This is a genomic window from Pseudomonas sp. Z1-12 (genome assembly GCF_051132015.1).
GTDB lineage: Bacteria > Pseudomonadota > Gammaproteobacteria > Pseudomonadales > Pseudomonadaceae > Aquipseudomonas > Aquipseudomonas zanjanensis.
The window spans coordinates 5,595,549-5,609,931 of record NZ_CP071647.1 but is presented as its reverse complement, the minus strand read 5'-3'; the positions used below and the strand labels follow the sequence as shown (position 1 = coordinate 5,609,931).

The window sequence follows — 14,383 nt, the reverse complement described above, 5'->3', positions numbered from 1 at the left end:
GGTGTGATTCCTTAGATAAACGCTTCGGCCAGCGGCGCAGTCATGGTGTGCGGCAACATCCGCGGCTGGCTTTTGGACGAATCGGACAGAAAAATGGAGGTGTCTTTCAAACCGCTGCCGGTGATCAGGATCACGGCGGTTTGCGGGGTGTCAGGGTGTGTTTCTGCGTACTTGAGCAGGCCGGCGAAGGCACTGGCGGCGCCGGCTTCCGGAAATACGCCGGTGCTGGCGGCCAATCGGGAGGCGGCGGCGACAATGCTTGGGTCGCTGACGCAGATGAACTCGCCGTCGCTGGCGGTCACCGCACGCATGGCCTTGAGGCGATCACGTGGCAATGCCACGTTAATGCTGCTGGCCAGGCTGGTGGGCGGCAGGCGTTCGGTTTGTTGCATCGAGCGGTCGTAGCGCCAGGCGCGGTACATGAAGTTGCTGTGCTCGGCCTGAACGCCGATCAGGCGCGGAATGCGTTCGATCCAGCCCAGTTGCAGCAGGTCGAAAAAGCCTTTGTAGACCGAGCCCAGGATGCAGCCGTTGCCGACAGGCACGAACACCAGGTCCGGCACCTGCCAGTTGAGCTGTTCGCACATCTCGAAAGCGACGGTCTTCTTGCCTTCGCTCATGTACGAGTTGATCCCGGTGGTGCGGTTGTACCAGCCGTGTTTTTCGCAGGCGTCGAGGCATTGTTCGAAGGCTTCGTCGTATTGTCCGTCGACCAGCACGATCTCGGCGCCGTAGCCCTGCATTTGCGCGAGCTTTTCCCGGGGCGCGCTCTTGGGCAGGTAAATGACGTTGTGCAAGCCCAGGCTGGCGCTCATTCCCGCCAATGCCGAAGCCGCGTTGCCGGTGCTGGCCACCGCCACGGTGCGCGCACCGGATTGCATGGCGTGGGCCACCGCCAACGCGCTGGCGCGATCCTTCAATGACCCGGTCGGTTGCCGCGATTCGTCTTTTACGTAGACTTTGATCCGGGCACCCTTGCCGAGCAATTCCGGGCGCGAGTACAGCGGCGTATTGCCCACCAGTAACGGTGGAATGAACTGCGTCGAGCTCAATGGCATCAAGCGGTCATAGCGCCACATGCCACGGGCGTGGTCATGGGCCAGGCTGTCCCGGGACCATTCGCGCTTGAGTGTGGGGTAGTCGTAAAGCGCATCCAGGGCACCATCGATTTGGCAATGAGGACAGTAGTAGCTGACCTCATGGGGCTGGTAGCTTCGATCGCAAGCCAGGCACTGCAATACATACGCTCTGTACGAATTTTTCATGGTCACCCTCTGAAAGTACGCTGTGCTGGTGCTTTCCTTGCCAACGTCGGTCCGGCGCACCGGACCGACGGGCACTCCGCTGGCAGAAGGTGTTTCAGATCACCATGATGGCGTCGATGGCGACCAGGGTATTGCGCGCCAGCGCACTGGCGCCGGCGGTGGTGCGGGCCGGGTACGGCTTGGTGAAATATTCTTCCATCACGCGGTTGAGGGTCGGGAACTCACTCAGGTCGGTAATGAACGCCGTGACCTTGACCACGTTCGCCAGGGTGCCGCCTGCCGCTTCGGCCATTTGCACCAGGTTGTCGAGGGTCTGGCGCAGTTGGCCTTCGAAATCCTTGGCCAGCACTTCGTTGTTCAGCGCCGAGACCGGGGTCTGCGCCGACAGGTAGATGGTCTGCCCGTGGCTGACCTTGATGCCCTGGGAATAGGTGCCCAGCGGTAGCGGTGCCTTGTCGGTGAAAATGACGTTCTCTTCGCCCAGGAAAGGTTTGGCGGCGGACTGGATTTGAGCGGTGGTTTGCATAGTGACGTTCCTTGTTAAGTGGATGGGTTAGTGCAAATCGGCAACCTGCTTGACGGCCAGGCTGGAAAATTCCTCGTCGCGACAACGGGCCGGGGAAAAGTGCTGGTAGTTGAGTTGCAGCGCCGCCAGGTCGGCCGGCAGGGCGATGCCCAGCGCCGCATGGCTGCATAGGCGGGCAATGGCGGGCGCGGCCTGGATGCCGTAGCCACCGAGGGCGGCGAGCCAGATAAAACTTTCTTGCTGTGGGTCTTGGCCGAGCACCGGCGAGCGGTCGGCGACGAAGGTGCGCAGGCCCGCCCATTTGTTGATGATCGAGCGGGGGCGCAGGCGCGTGGTGTTTTGCAGGCGATCCATGGTGATGGCCAGGTCGAGCTCTTCCGGTAACGCGTCGCAGGGCAACGATGGGCTTTCATCGCAGGGCGAGACGATCAGTCGCCCGGCTTCAGGCTTGATGAAAATGTCCTCGTCCACCGTGCCCAGGTACGGCGTGTGGTGCACGTCGCACTGTGGATCGACCGCTAGCACGGTGCGCCGCAACGGCCGGACACCAACCTTGGGCACGCCGCAGCGCTCGGCGAACTCATCGGCCCAGGCACCGGCGGCGTTGACCACGATGGCGCTTTGCAGCTGCTGGCCGTCCCGGGTGTGCAAGCGCCATTGCCCGTCGCGGTATTCGCCACGCAGCACTTCGGTCTCGCGCTTGACCACGCCACCGCGGGCACGCAACCCACTGAGGTAGGCACCGTGGATGCCGTGCACATCCAGGTCGAAGGCGCTGGGCTCGTAGATCCCGGCACTCCAAGTGCCTTCGGCGAGGTAGGGGACCAGTTCCTGTACTTGCTTGTCGTCGAGCAACTCGGCCGTAGGCACTTGGCCCAATACGGCGCTGAAACGCGCTTTGAGTTTGTCCACTCGTGCCGCCTGGGCCACGATCAACGCGCCCCGTGGCGCCCAGAGTGGATGCTCGGCCAGACCCTCGGGCGGGTTCTCGAAAAAGCGCCGGGACGCGCAGGTCAGCGAACGGATCTGCTGGTTGCCGTAGCTTTCCATCGAGATCGCGGCCGAACGCCCCGTGGTGTGGTAGGCCAGTTGTTGTTCCTGTTCGAGCAGGCAGACGCTGCCATGGGGCGCCAGTTCATAAGCGACGGAGACACCGGCGATGCCGCCACCGACCACGATGAAGTCGTAACGAGCAGTCATGGTCGGCTGCCCTCGGCGATAGCGGTGGCTTTGCTTTCCCGGGTGTAGGTCAGCACGAAATGCGCCACGAGACCGAAGATCAGCCCCCAGAACGCGGCGGCCAAACCGAGGAAACTCATGCCCGAAGCGGTGACCAGAAAGGTGATCAGCGCGGCTTCCCGTTGCTTCTCATCCGCCATTGCGCCGGTCAGCCCGGCACTGATCGCGCCAAACAGGGCGAGGCCGGCGAGGGAGGCGATCAACTCTTTCGGCAGTGCGGAAAACACCGAGGCCAGGGTCGCGCCGAAAGTGCCCATCAGGATGTAGAACACCCCGCAGGCAATCCCGGCGATGTAGCGTTTGTCGCGGTCCTCGTGGGCTTCGCGGCCGGTGCAGATCGCGGCGGTAATGGCCGCCAGGTTAAGACCGTGGGACCCGAACGGGGCCATCAGGGCCGAGCCAATCGCGGTGACCGAAATGATCGAGCGCGCCGGCGTGTTGTAGCCCGAGGTGCGCAATACGGCCATGCCGGGCACGTACTGGCCGGTCAAGGTCACCAGCGCCAATGGCAGGCCGATGTTGATGATCGCGTGCCAGCTCCATTCAGGCGCGATGAAGACCGGGTGAGCCACGGCGATGGTGATCGAGGTGCTGTTGAGTTCACCGAACGAGGCGGCCACCGCGCAGCCGATGATCAGCACCGACAGGATGGCGTAGCGTGGCGAGAATCGCTTGAAGACCAAGTACGCCGCGATCATTGCCAGCACCATCGCCGGCTGCAGCTTGATCGACGTGAACAGCTCGGCGCCGAAGCGAAACAGAATGCCGGCGAGCATGGCGGCGGCAATGGCCTTGGGCAGGCGGCTCATCAACTTGTCGAACGCCCCGGACAAACCGACCACGGCGATGATCACCGACGCCACCACATAGGCACCGATGGCCTGGGGCAGGGTCACGGTGGGCAGCATTGACACCAGCAGCGCCGCCCCCGGTGTGGACCATGCGGTGATGACCGGGACACGCAGGCGCCAGCTCAAGAGGAGGCCGGTAATCCCGCTGCCGATGGAAATGGCCCAGATCCACGAAGACACCACGTCGTTGGGCAGGTGCGCTTCCTTGGCTGCCTGGAACACGATGATGAGCGGGCCGGCGTAGGAAATGATCACGGCGATGAAGCCCGCGATGACCGCTGACAGGGATAGATCCTTTCTGAATGTGTCCATGATGTCTCGACTTGGCGCGGCAGGAGCGCGCAGTGGGGGATTGAGTCGATTGCTTCGATTCGTAATCAGTGTATTTGAATGGATTGAGTTGATTCAATAGGGGGCATGATTGTTACGAGATATTTTTCTGCTATCACGGGGTGATTTTGCAATTTGTTGAAGATAATTGATTGATTTACATGAGTATTATTTGTTGTAAAATTTCTTTAATCCACGCTGATAAACAATTCAATAATCGTATCAATCGACTCAATGGATCGAATGCGTCGAATTATTAGTTGCCTAACCTCCATGTGATATGCTCGGATATTCATCATTTCTACGATGGGCAGTGATCATTCATGTGGGTTCCCCAGCTAAGCGAGTTCAGCCAGCCGATGTATCTGTCGATTGCCGATGCGTTGGCGCGCGATATCAACAACGGCGTACTGAACGAGGGTGATCGCCTGCCGACGTTGCGGGAGCTGGCCACCACCTTGAATGTCACGCCAGGCACCATCAGCCGGGCGTACAGCGAAGCTCATCGGCGTCGGCTGGTGCAGGGGGAAGTGGGACGTGGCACTTATGTGCTCAACCAGAAGCAGTTGGAGCTGCCGGCCAGTAACAGCGCGTCCGCGCCGCTGAACCTGGGGCAGTCCGAATTGCTCGACCTTTCGATCATCAAGCCCTATAGCGAGACGCTGGAGTACTGGTTGCGCGGCGCGCTGGTGGGCATGGCCAAAAGCACCGATTTCGCGCGCGCGCTCGACTACGCGCCGGACGGCGGCCACCCGGCCCATCGCGAGGCGGGGGCGCAATGGTTGCGTCATTCATTGCCCGACGCGCAATGGCAGCAAGTGGTGATTACCGCCGGGGCCCAGCATGGCTTGATGGTCGCGATGAGTGCCCTGACCAACGCTGGCGACCTGGTGCTCTGCGAGGCGCTGTGCTACCCGGGCATCATTTCCCTGGCCCACGGTCTTGAGCGTCGCCTGCGTGGCGTGCCGATGGACGACGAAGGCATCATTCCCGAAGCCTTGCGCGAGCTGTGCCTGCGGGAGAAACCGGCGATGCTGGTCTGCGTGGCGACCTGCCAGAACCCGACGGCGGCGATCATGTCGCAGAAGCGTCGGGCCCAGATTGCTGCGCTGGCCGAGGAATTCGACTTCATCATCCTGGACGATGACATCTACGGCTTCCTGGCCACCGATCCGTCGATCAAACCCCTGTCGGCCTTTGCGCCGGATCGCTCGGTTTACCTGACCAGCCTGTCGAAATCGGTCATGCCGGCGCTGCGCATTGGTTACATCTACAGTCCGCCGAAATTGCTGTCGCGCCTGACGTCGATGGTGCGCAGCAGTGTGTGGATGCCGTCGCCGTTGACTGCGCAACTGGCCAGCAATGTAATTACCGAAGGGCTGGACAAGAAATTGATCCGCATCCAGCGCAACGAGGCGGCGGGGCGACAAGCGATCGCTCGGGAAATCTTCGCCAATTTTGAACTCAAGACCCAGCCGTATTCCTATCACGTCTGGTTGACGCTGCCCGAGCCATGGACGAGCGACGAGTTCACCATGCTCGCCCGGGCCAACGGCGTATTGGTGCTCAGTGGCACCCAGTTCCAGGCTGAGCGTTCAGGCACCACCCGGTGCGTGCGGCTGGTGCTGATGTCGCCCACCAGCCAGGACGAACTGCGCTTCGCCCTGACCAAGTTGGCCAGCCTGATCGATTCAGATCCGCGTCGTTATTATTAAAAAAGATCGCAGCCCTCGGCAGCGCCTACGCGGTGTAGGCGCTGCCGAGGGCTGCGATCTTTTTGGTTATTCGTCCGACGGGTTGAGCAGTTCGGACAAGGCGTCCGGCTGGCTCTTGAATGCCTTGGCGAACACATCGCGATTTTTCGCCATGTAGATCCCGGCTTCCTCGACCTGTTGCTCGCTCAGCGATGGAACGGCTTTTTGCAACACTTCGGCCAGCAATTCGGCGAGTTCCAGCATTTTGTCATGACGGTCAGCTTCGGCTTTATCCATGAACAAGCGCTCCAGATCTCGGCTGCTGCGGTATACCACTTCGACGGCCATTCACCACCTCACATGCCTTCACATTGGTTTGTCTTTTCGACTACTGTATTTATATACAGGCAAAAGAATAAGCGAATCCTCTTGCTTTGGATAGTGGCTTTTTAATGTAGACCGATTTCAGCATGTGAGCGCCAGGATGATGTGGACAAAGCTTGAGCAGGAGCAAGCCTTGTGGAAGCAAAGCTTGCTCGCGATCAGGCCGCATGAAGCTTTCAAAGTGCCGCATACCAGCCTATCGCCATCTCACCCTCACTCGCTGGCCTTTTTTCTGCATGCAGAACAACCGTCACGTCCAACCCGCATCATCCGGTCGAACCGACCTAAGGAAACTACATCGTGAAAATCAACTGGGCCGAGAACCTGCGCCAGAACGTCCATCAGCTGGCCGAGTCCCTGGGAAACCTCTTCGTCGAGACCTTCCACTACCTGGCGCTGTTCGCCATCGGTGCGGTGACCGCCTGGGCGGCGGTGATGGAGTTCTTGCAGATGCTCGAGGCGGGGCACATCAAGATCGATGACATCCTGCTGCTGTTCATCTACCTGGAATTGGGGGCGATGGTCGGGATCTACTTCAAGACCAACCACATGCCGGTGCGATTCCTGATCTACGTGGCGATTACCGCGCTGACGCGCCTGCTGATTTCCAACGTTTCCCACCACAGCCCGCCCGACCTGGGGATCATCTACTTGTGCGGTGGCATCTTGCTGCTGGCGTTTTCGATCCTGGTGGTGCGCTACGCTTCGTCGCAGTTCCCCTCGGTGAAGATCGAGCACCCGCACCGCAAGGTTGGCGCGGGTTCCAGCGAGCATGCCGAAGTGGAGAAAGGCGAAATCTAGATCCCGGCGGCCGAGGGCGCCGGCCCCTGTGCATGCGGCGGTGGCAGCTTGATGTTGTCACCGCCGGTCATGGCTTCGAGGATGGCCACGGCGCTGTGGCCCTGCTCGATGGCGATGCCGAACTGAATGCTTTGCACCAGGCGTTTGAGCCGCTCCGGGTCGTTGCGCTGCTGGGCGCTGATCATGCGTTTGGCGACGATGCGCCCGCTCTTGGACAGGGTCAGCATGATGCTGCCATCCAGTCCCTGGATGCTCAGGTTGATTTGATAATGCGGCGCAAAAGCGTCGGTAATGAGCTGAAAAGGGTTGTCCATGATGCGTCACCGCCTGATTGAACGTGCAGTTGTTGACCGGCCGTGATCGGGATTAGTTCGCAACACCGGACCATCGGCCATTCCATGATCGTGTTCATCTGAAGGTTCCTGGGCCAGGCAGGCTTCAACATCAAGGATCGCAGCCTGCGGCAGCTCCTACAGGGAGTTAGCAAGGGGCATGCCGGAAAAAACGTCGGACAATGATCCCGGTGCCCAAGCGCCAAACGCTCTGGAATGCGGCTGCCCGTTTCGGGGCAATAACGTGCGGATGTTCGTTGACGGTGCAGGCGCGGAGGGGATTTGCAGCGGGTAGGCAGGGCGGGGCAACTCCCGACCTTAACAGCGCTTTTGCCCGTTGTCCGGCTTTATTTGCATATGAATATTTATCTTTTTTTAGGGCTTGAATTGTTCTTCCGCCAGCCCGACTCTGTATTCAAGGGGCCGTTGCGCTAACGTCGACGGCCCCCGGCGAGCTAGCTGAAATAAGGGATGAACTATGCAAATCCAAGTCAACAGCGATAACCATATTCAAAGCAGCATCCGACTGGAGGAGTGGGTACGTACTACCATCGAAAGCACGCTCGAACGTTACGAAGAAGACCTGACACGGGTCGAGGTTCATTTGCGCGATGAGAACGGCGACAAGCCCGGCCCTCATGACCTGCGTTGCCAGCTTGAAGCACGGCCAAAGGGCCATCAGCCGATTTCCGTGACCCACAAGGCCGATTCGCTGGAACTGGCGATCGAAGGTGCAGCCACCAAACTTGAAAGTGCACTGGAGCATTTGTTCGGCAAACTGCGCGGCAAGCGCGCCGCCACCAAAGGCCCGACCGACTCGATTGCCCTGGCTGATGCCATGCTGGAAGAAGAATTCCTGGAGAACGAGCGGGCCGCACTCAACGGCTAAGCACGATCACTTAAAAATACTCACCGAACAAACGGGCCTGCAATCGCAGGCCCGTTTCGTTTCAGCGATCCACCGCGACCTCGAGTCAGAACGCCACGGACGTCTGCACATACAGCGTGCGCGGCTCTCCCACGTACTTGCCCCGGTTGTTGTCATCGAACGAACGGGTGAAGTACTGGGTATTGAAGAGGTTCTTCACGCCCACCGCCACGTTCAGGTCCGACAGTTGCGGGCCGAAATCATAGGCGGCGCGGCTGCTGAACAGCATGTAGCCGGGGATATTGCCGGTACTGCCGTCAGCGCTTTCAGTACGGGTATTGGCGTTGTCGGCAAACTGCGCGCTCTGGTAGGTGCTGTCCAGGTTCAGCTTCCACGGCCCGTCCGTATAACCCACGCCCAGCGTGCCTTTGTGCTTGGAAGAGAAGGGCACGCGGTTGTCTTTGTTTGGTCCGTCCTCACGAATGGTGGCGTCGACAAAGGCATACGTGGCATACACATCAAAACCGGCCAGCGCCGGGCTCAGGTCGTCGAGGGCGTAGTTGATGCTGGTTTCGATGCCCTGGTGGCGGGTCTCGCCTCGGGCGATCACCGAATCGTTGGTCTGGTTGCTTTCATACTGGTTGTCGAAGTTGATCAGGAACGCGCCGATCTCTGCCCGCAGGTTGCCATTGTCATAGCGGGTGCCCAATTCCCAGGTGCGGGCTTTTTCCGGTTTTACTTCGCCGCTGCTGACACGGTTGGGCATCTGGCTGTACTGCACGCTGCCGAACGAACCTTCGGTATTGGCATACAGATTCCACTCATCGGTCAGATGGTAGAGCACGTTCAGTGCCGGCAAGGCCGTGTTGTAGTCACCCTTGTATTTCACATTCGTCAGGTTGTTGGTCTGCTGAGATTCGATCATTTCGTAGCGAACGCCAGGCGTGATGGTCCATTTACCGATGTCGATCCGGTCATCGATGAAAAACGCGTTGGCCTCGGTGCCACCACGCGTATCCCGGTCGTTGCGGCTGGAGGTGGTTGGCAATTCGTTGCTGGCGATGGGCGTGCGATAACGCAGTTCATGGCCGGCCTCGTTGATGTAGCGGTAGCCGACGCCGACCTCATGGCTGGTCGGGCCGAGGTCGAAACCTTGGGCGAAACGGGTTTCCAGGCCGCGCACCCAATATTCGCGAGGCGACAGGGACAGGAAGCTGCCCTGGTCCAGGTAGCCGCTGCGCAAGGTCTTGGTGAAGAACGTGCTGGCGGTGAATTCCCGGCGGTCCTGTTGGTAGCGGTAGCCGACGTTGACCAGGGTGCGACGACCCCAGAATCGGTCGTTCGGGCGGGTGGACTGGTACGGGTCGGCGTCGTAGTCGGCCACATTCAGGCCGCCGGGCATGTCGGCTTCGCCTTCGTAATACTGGGCCATGGCATTGAAGCTGTTGGCTTCGTCCAGTTGGTAGTTGCCCTTGAGGATCAGATCGTCGATTTGTGTGTCGCTGTGCTCGCGCCAGTCGCCGCCACGGGTGCCGGAATACAGCAGGGCGCCGCCCAGGCCGTTGTCGGCGGTGCCGCCAGCCAGCAGATTGGAGGAGGTCTTGAAGCCGTCGTGACTGGAGGACGGGCTCGTCTCGGTCTGGAAGCCGCCCTTCACCGTGGGGGCATCGGGAATCGCTCGCGTCACGAAGTTGACCACGCCGCCGACGTTCTGCGGGCCGTAGCGCACTGCGCCGCCACCACGCACGACGTCCACCGCGTCCATGTTGCCCATGCTGACCGGCGCGAACGAGAGCTGCGGTTGGCCGTAAGGTGCGAACGGCACGGGGATGCCGTCCATCAACACCGTAGAGCGTGAGGCCAGACGCGGATTGAGCCCGCGAATACCAAAGTTCAGCGCCATGTCATGGCTGCCGGTGCCGTTGTTTTCCGGTGCGTTGACGCCGGGGATGCGATTGAGCACGTCCCTGGCCTGGGTCGCGCCCTGGCGTTCGAATTCCTCGCGACGGATGACATCCCGGGCACCAGGGTGTTCGAAAACGTTGGCTTGCGCGGCATCGCCGAGCCAGTCACCGACCACGGTGGTGGTGCCGATGTCCAGCGCAGTGCTGGTGGCCGGTTGCAGGCTGAAGGCGTTGTTTCCTTCGGGCCGGGCTTGTAGGCCGGTGCCTTCGAGCAGCGCGTTCAGCCCTTGTTCCGCGCTGTAGCTGCCTTCCAGGCCACGACTCTGCAGGCCTGCGGTTGTCTGCGAGCCAAAGGAAATCAACACCCCGGCCTCGCGTCCGAACTGATTGAGGGCATTTTCCAATGTTGACGGCGCGATGTGATAGGCCTTGGCCTCGGCAGCCTGTACGCAAGGCAGAGCGACGAAACTCAAGCTGGCCCCCAAGAGCAGGTGGCGCAGGGTACGGGCGAGCGGGGTGAGACGGGTGGATTGCTGCGGCATGGATGAGGATCCCGAGAAGGTTGTATCGAAGTGCTTTCCTTCTCTGTCACCCGAGACGGGAAAAACGGCTCACTGGTGCATCACTTTTTTTCAGGGAGAGCGGCCATTGGTTCACGCGTGAGCCTCGACCGTGACCCAATAGCGGGTGAAACGACGTACTTTTACCGGCAGGCTGACCTCCAGCAGGTCGAGGATTCGTTCGCTGTTGTCCAGCGGATAGGTTCCGGAGATCAGAAGGTTGGCGACCGCCTCGTCGCAGTGCAGTTGGCCGCGTCGGTAACGGCCGAGTTCGTCGAGGAAGTCCGCCAGGCGCATATGCGCTGCTATCAGCATGCCTTCCGTCCAAGCGCCGCTGTTGGCGTCCAGAGCCGTGGAGGGCCCGGCACCGTTGGCGCCAAGGCTCAGTTGTCGTGCTGTCGCCAGTGACAAGGCCGGGCCGTGTCGGCTATGAATGTCCACCTGGCCTTCAAACGCCGTCACCTGGGTGTGCTCCGGATATTCGCGGACGTTGAACCGGGCGTCGCGGCTTTCCAGCAGACCGTAGGCCGTCACCACTTGCAGGGGCCTCGGGTCCCGGGCGACGGTCAGCAACAGTTCCCCTTCCAGCAGGCGGATCAAGCGGCGTTGAGCGTCGAAGCGAACGTCTACCGCGCTGCCAGTGTTGAGCTGCAACTGACTGCCGTCATCCAGCGTCAGGCGTCGCCGCTCGCCCACCGGGCTGCGGAAGTCGGCCATCAAGGGTGGCAGCAATTGGCGCTCACGCAGGCCCCAGGTCAACGCCGAGCCGGCGCCAAGCACCAGCATCATCTTCAGTGCCCGACGTCGCGCCGCGGACTTCGGAGCATTGAGGGCTGCATGGGCCAACGGTGAGGACACGCTGCGCAGCCGCTGATTGACCCGCTGGATATGCTCCCAGGCACGGCGATGTTCGCTGTGGGCATCGAGCCAGTGTTCCCAGGCTTGCTGCTGGCGGGTATCGAGTGGGCCTTGCTGCATTTCCAGCAGCCAGTGCACGGCCTGCTCGGCGACTTGCGCGCTGACGCCCGGTGCGCCGTTGATCGGTGGGGTCATAAGGCGAAGTAGCAGCGCATCGCTGCCTTGTTCAGGTGACGCTTGACCGTCGCCAGGGAAATCCCCAGCTCACGGGCGATTTCGTTGTAGGTCAGGCCATCGACCTGGGCCAGCAGGAACGCCTGCTTGACCGCGCGCGGCAACCCATCGAGCAGTTGGTCCAGTTCCATCAGGGTTTGCAGGATGATTGCCCGGTCTTCCTCCGATGGCGCCGCCTGCTCCGGCAGTTGGGCGAGGGCATCGAGGTAGGCGCGCTCAAGGTCTTGGCGGCGGTAATGGTTGAACAAGACGCGCTTGGCAATGGTGGTGAGAAACGCACGGGGTTCCAGGACCGGCTGCGGATCGCGCGCAGTCAGGACGCGCATGAACGTGTCCTGGGCCAGGTCGGCGGCGCTGTCGGGGCAGCCGAGTTTTCTTCGCAACCAGCCGTTGAGCCAACGGTGATGGGCGTTGTAGAGCACTTCGACGGTGTGTGCAGGCGGCAACGAGGAACATCCCGACAGCGCTTAGCTGTGCTAGAGAACAAGAATTGTTCGCATTGTAGGGGCGCGATGGTGGCTACGGCAATCGGGACGAGTGCCTGGTTGTTTCATTTGGCCGGGGCACGCCGGCGTTCAGCGCAAGAAAGCCTGTCGATACTCTCCGGGGCTTGCACCCAAGGCCTGGCGAAAACGGTGGGTGAAATGACTGGCGCTGGCAAACCCGCAGGCCAGCGCCACGTCGCCCAACGGCTGGGACGTGCTGCGCAACAAATGCCGCGCGCGGGCCAGGCGCCGGGCCAGTACATATTGATGGGGTGGCAGCCCGAAACTTTCGCGGAACATCCGCGCAAAGTGATATTCGGACAACGCACACAGCGCCGCCAATTGCCCGAGGCTGATGGCCTCGGCCAGATGGCTGTCGACGTAATCCACCAGCAACCGTCGCTGGTGAGCCGCCAGGCCGCCCTTGAGGCGAAGCCCCTGGCGCTGGCCGACCTGGCTGAGCAGCAAGTGGTTGAGCAGGTCATGGGCCAGGCTGGTGGTCAGCAGGCGTTCGCCGGGTTCGTCCCAGTTCAGTGCGATCAACTGGCGAAAGCGCTGGGCCTGTTGCGGGTCGTCGAGGAACGTTTCCTCGTGCAGTTGCACTTGCCGGGGTTCGCGGTCCAGCAGGGTGATGCAGCCAAGGGCGAATTGTTCCGCGCTGAAATACAGGTGGGCGAGGCGAATGTCGCCATTGATGACCCAGGCGGACTCATGCCCGGCCGGCAAGATGCAAAGTTTGTCCGGTGCGCCCGTGGTATCGGGCCGTTCACGACGAAACGTGCCGGTGCCCCCCGCGATGTAGCACGACAGCGTATGGTGCGTCGGCGCCTCGTAGTCCCGGGCGTCGTGGTGATTGGTCCACAAAGCGGCCGCCATGCCGTCTCCGAGCTCGGCACTGTGCTCCAGGCGAGCGTTGGGCGAGCTGTTGAGGGCTTGGAAGACTTGTAGGGTCTGTAGTGTGGACATGATCGGTTCTCCAACGTTTGCATCCTACTCCGTAGACCGTTCCCTGCCAGCCCATCGCTCATAAAAACCGCAAGTTTACGCAAGCGACGGGCAAGCATCGGCGTGACACTGGGGGCCATTGCCAGGAGTCACCGTCATGAACCTCTCGTTGTACCTGCTCACCGTGCTCATCTGGGGCACCACCTGGATCGCCCTGAAACTGCAGTTGGGTGTCGTCGCCATCCCGGTGTCGATCGTGTATCGCTTTGGCCTCGCGGCATTGATCCTGTTTGCCATGCTTTTGCTCAGCCGACGCTTGCAAGTGATGAGCCGGCGCGGCCATTTGATTTGCGTTGCCCAGGGCCTGTGCCTGTTCTGCATCAATTTCATGTGCTTCCTGACTGCCAGCCAGTGGATCCCCAGTGGTTTGGTCGCCGTGGTGTTTTCCACCGCCACGCTCTGGAACGCTCTCAACGCCCGGGTTTTCTTCGGTCAACGGATTGCCCGTAACGTATTGCTGGGCGGCGCCTTGGGGCTGTTCGGGCTGGCGTTGTTGTTCTGGCCGGAGCTGGCCGGTCACAGCGCGAGCCCGCAAACGGTGCTCGGCTTGGCACTGGCGCTGCTGGGGACGTTGTGTTTTTCAGCGGGCAACATGCTCTCGAGCCTGCAACAGAAGGCCGGTCTCAAGCCGTTGACGACCAACGCCTGGGGCATGGCTTACGGGGCGGCGATGTTGTCGGTGTGGTGTCTGTTCCAAGGCATCCCGTTCGATATGGAATGGAATGCACGTTATGTCGGCTCGCTGCTGTATCTGGTGATCCCGGGTTCGGTCATCGGCTTTACCGCCTACTTGACGCTAGTGGGGCGTATGGGGCCGGAGCGGGCGGCGTATTGCACCGTGCTGTTCCCGGTGGTGGCGTTGAACGTCTCGGCGTTCGTCGAGGGCTACCAGTGGACGGCGCCGGCATTGGTGGGGTTGGTGCTGGTGATGCTGGGGAACGTACTGGTGTTTCGCAAGCCCCGGCCAGCAGCCGTAAGAGTCGCGCTGGGTACACGATGAGGCATAGCGTCTGGCAATAATCCTGTGGCGAGGGAGCTTGCTCCCGC

At 61.1% G+C, this 14,383-nt stretch carries 14 protein-coding genes; 4 read left to right on the top strand and 10 right to left on the bottom strand.

Translation table 11 applies throughout. The features are described 5' to 3' along the window. Nucleotides 1-11 precede the first annotated feature (11 nt). The 4 genes from thrC to J3P85_RS24360 all read right to left on the bottom strand — a co-directional run bounded on the left by thrC (nucleotide 12) and on the right by J3P85_RS24360 (nucleotide 4,193). The gene (thrC, locus tag J3P85_RS24375) at nucleotides 12-1,265 is read right to left on the bottom strand and encodes a threonine synthase (protein ID WP_434703828.1); all 1,254 of its coding nucleotides are present in this window, start codon (nucleotides 1,263-1,265) and stop codon (nucleotides 12-14) included. Nucleotides 1,266-1,359: 94 nt separating this feature from the next. Then, nucleotides 1,360-1,791, bottom strand: coding sequence for a Rid family detoxifying hydrolase (locus J3P85_RS24370; RefSeq protein WP_207280984.1), 432 nt, complete (start codon nucleotides 1,789-1,791; stop codon nucleotides 1,360-1,362). Between the two features lie 27 nt (nucleotides 1,792-1,818). Then, entirely contained in the window at nucleotides 1,819-2,991 is a 1,173-nt protein-coding gene (locus J3P85_RS24365; RefSeq protein ID WP_434703826.1) for an NAD(P)/FAD-dependent oxidoreductase, read from the bottom strand. Continuing rightward, nucleotides 2,988-4,193 (bottom strand): benzoate/H(+) symporter BenE family transporter, encoded by a 1,206-nt coding sequence (locus tag J3P85_RS24360; protein WP_434703825.1) that lies wholly within the window; start codon nucleotides 4,191-4,193, stop codon nucleotides 2,988-2,990. Before J3P85_RS24360 ends, J3P85_RS24365 begins: the two co-directional genes overlap by 4 nt. 341 nt (nucleotides 4,194-4,534) lie before the next feature. On the opposite strand from J3P85_RS24360, the gene J3P85_RS24355 reads away from it, so the two are divergent. Continuing rightward, nucleotides 4,535-5,926, top strand: coding sequence for a PLP-dependent aminotransferase family protein (locus J3P85_RS24355; protein ID WP_186705075.1), 1,392 nt, complete (start codon nucleotides 4,535-4,537; stop codon nucleotides 5,924-5,926). Nucleotides 5,927-5,992: 66 nt separating this feature from the next. Here the strand turns inward: J3P85_RS24355 and J3P85_RS24350 are convergent, their stop codons facing one another. Further along, the gene (locus J3P85_RS24350; RefSeq protein WP_003205410.1) at nucleotides 5,993-6,253 is read right to left on the bottom strand and encodes a YebG family protein; all 261 of its coding nucleotides are present in this window, start codon (nucleotides 6,251-6,253) and stop codon (nucleotides 5,993-5,995) included. Between the two features lie 336 nt (nucleotides 6,254-6,589). Between J3P85_RS24350 and J3P85_RS24345 the strand changes: the two genes are divergently transcribed. Continuing rightward, nucleotides 6,590-7,090 carry a phosphate-starvation-inducible protein PsiE gene (locus tag J3P85_RS24345; RefSeq protein WP_053125067.1) on the top strand — a complete coding sequence of 167 codons (501 nt, stop codon included), beginning with the start codon at nucleotides 6,590-6,592 and terminating at the stop codon, nucleotides 7,088-7,090. Here the strand turns inward: J3P85_RS24345 and J3P85_RS24340 are convergent. Next, nucleotides 7,087-7,404 carry a DUF3509 domain-containing protein gene (locus J3P85_RS24340; RefSeq protein WP_186705076.1) on the bottom strand — a complete coding sequence of 106 codons (318 nt, stop codon included), beginning with the start codon at nucleotides 7,402-7,404 and terminating at the stop codon, nucleotides 7,087-7,089. The genes J3P85_RS24345 and J3P85_RS24340 overlap by 4 nt on opposite strands. A gap of 496 nt (nucleotides 7,405-7,900) precedes the next feature. On the opposite strand from J3P85_RS24340, the gene J3P85_RS24335 reads away from it, so the two are divergent. Further along, nucleotides 7,901-8,311 (top strand): HPF/RaiA family ribosome-associated protein, encoded by a 411-nt coding sequence (locus J3P85_RS24335; RefSeq protein WP_053125063.1) that lies wholly within the window; start codon nucleotides 7,901-7,903, stop codon nucleotides 8,309-8,311. 85 nt (nucleotides 8,312-8,396) lie between these two features. On the opposite strand, the gene fecA is transcribed toward J3P85_RS24335, so the two are convergent. From fecA to J3P85_RS24315, 4 genes are all read right to left on the bottom strand, one after another. Further along, complete coding sequence (gene fecA, locus J3P85_RS24330) at nucleotides 8,397-10,736, bottom strand: TonB-dependent Fe(3+) dicitrate receptor FecA (RefSeq protein ID WP_434703824.1); 2,340 nt, start codon at nucleotides 10,734-10,736, stop codon at nucleotides 8,397-8,399. A 111-nt stretch (nucleotides 10,737-10,847) separates the two neighbouring features. Continuing rightward, nucleotides 10,848-11,807 (bottom strand): FecR domain-containing protein, encoded by a 960-nt coding sequence (locus J3P85_RS24325; RefSeq protein ID WP_434703822.1) that lies wholly within the window; start codon nucleotides 11,805-11,807, stop codon nucleotides 10,848-10,850. Continuing rightward, complete coding sequence (locus J3P85_RS24320; protein ID WP_434703821.1) at nucleotides 11,804-12,292, bottom strand: sigma-70 family RNA polymerase sigma factor; 489 nt, start codon at nucleotides 12,290-12,292, stop codon at nucleotides 11,804-11,806. The genes J3P85_RS24325 and J3P85_RS24320 overlap by 4 nt, the downstream gene beginning before the upstream one ends. A 129-nt stretch (nucleotides 12,293-12,421) precedes the next feature. Beyond that, nucleotides 12,422-13,297, bottom strand: a complete 876-nt coding sequence (locus tag J3P85_RS24315) for a helix-turn-helix domain-containing protein (protein ID WP_434703819.1) — start codon at nucleotides 13,295-13,297, stop codon at nucleotides 12,422-12,424. 136 nt (nucleotides 13,298-13,433) lie between these two features. Here J3P85_RS24315 and J3P85_RS24310 point away from each other — a divergent pair, with 136 nt between their 5' ends. Continuing rightward, nucleotides 13,434-14,336, top strand: a complete 903-nt coding sequence (locus tag J3P85_RS24310) for a DMT family transporter (RefSeq protein WP_434703817.1) — start codon at nucleotides 13,434-13,436, stop codon at nucleotides 14,334-14,336. The last annotated feature ends 47 nt before the right edge of the window (nucleotides 14,337-14,383 follow it).

What these genes read in the sequence shown, in the direction of transcription:
- J3P85_RS24335 (WP_053125063.1), top strand. Translation starts at nt 7,901, where the DNA reads ATGCAAATCCAAGTCAACAGCGATAACCATATTCAAAGCAGCATCCGA.
- J3P85_RS24310 (WP_434703817.1), top strand. Translation starts at nt 13,434, where the DNA reads ATGAACCTCTCGTTGTACCTGCTCACCGTGCTCATCTGGGGCACCACC.
- J3P85_RS24350 (WP_003205410.1), bottom strand. Translation starts at nt 6,253, where the DNA reads ATGGCCGTCGAAGTGGTATACCGCAGCAGCCGAGATCTGGAGCGCTTG.
- thrC (WP_434703828.1), bottom strand. Translation starts at nt 1,265, where the DNA reads ATGAAAAATTCGTACAGAGCGTATGTATTGCAGTGCCTGGCTTGCGAT.
- J3P85_RS24365 (WP_434703826.1), bottom strand. Translation starts at nt 2,991, where the DNA reads ATGACTGCTCGTTACGACTTCATCGTGGTCGGTGGCGGCATCGCCGGT.
- J3P85_RS24360 (WP_434703825.1), bottom strand. Translation starts at nt 4,193, where the DNA reads ATGGACACATTCAGAAAGGATCTATCCCTGTCAGCGGTCATCGCGGGC.
- J3P85_RS24340 (WP_186705076.1), bottom strand. Translation starts at nt 7,404, where the DNA reads ATGGACAACCCTTTTCAGCTCATTACCGACGCTTTTGCGCCGCATTAT.
- fecA (WP_434703824.1), bottom strand. Translation starts at nt 10,736, where the DNA reads ATGCCGCAGCAATCCACCCGTCTCACCCCGCTCGCCCGTACCCTGCGC.
- J3P85_RS24325 (WP_434703822.1), bottom strand. Translation starts at nt 11,807, where the DNA reads ATGACCCCACCGATCAACGGCGCACCGGGCGTCAGCGCGCAAGTCGCC.
- J3P85_RS24355 (WP_186705075.1), top strand. Translation starts at nt 4,535, where the DNA reads ATGTGGGTTCCCCAGCTAAGCGAGTTCAGCCAGCCGATGTATCTGTCG.
- J3P85_RS24315 (WP_434703819.1), bottom strand. Translation starts at nt 13,297, where the DNA reads ATGTCCACACTACAGACCCTACAAGTCTTCCAAGCCCTCAACAGCTCG.
- J3P85_RS24370 (WP_207280984.1), bottom strand. Translation starts at nt 1,791, where the DNA reads ATGCAAACCACCGCTCAAATCCAGTCCGCCGCCAAACCTTTCCTGGGC.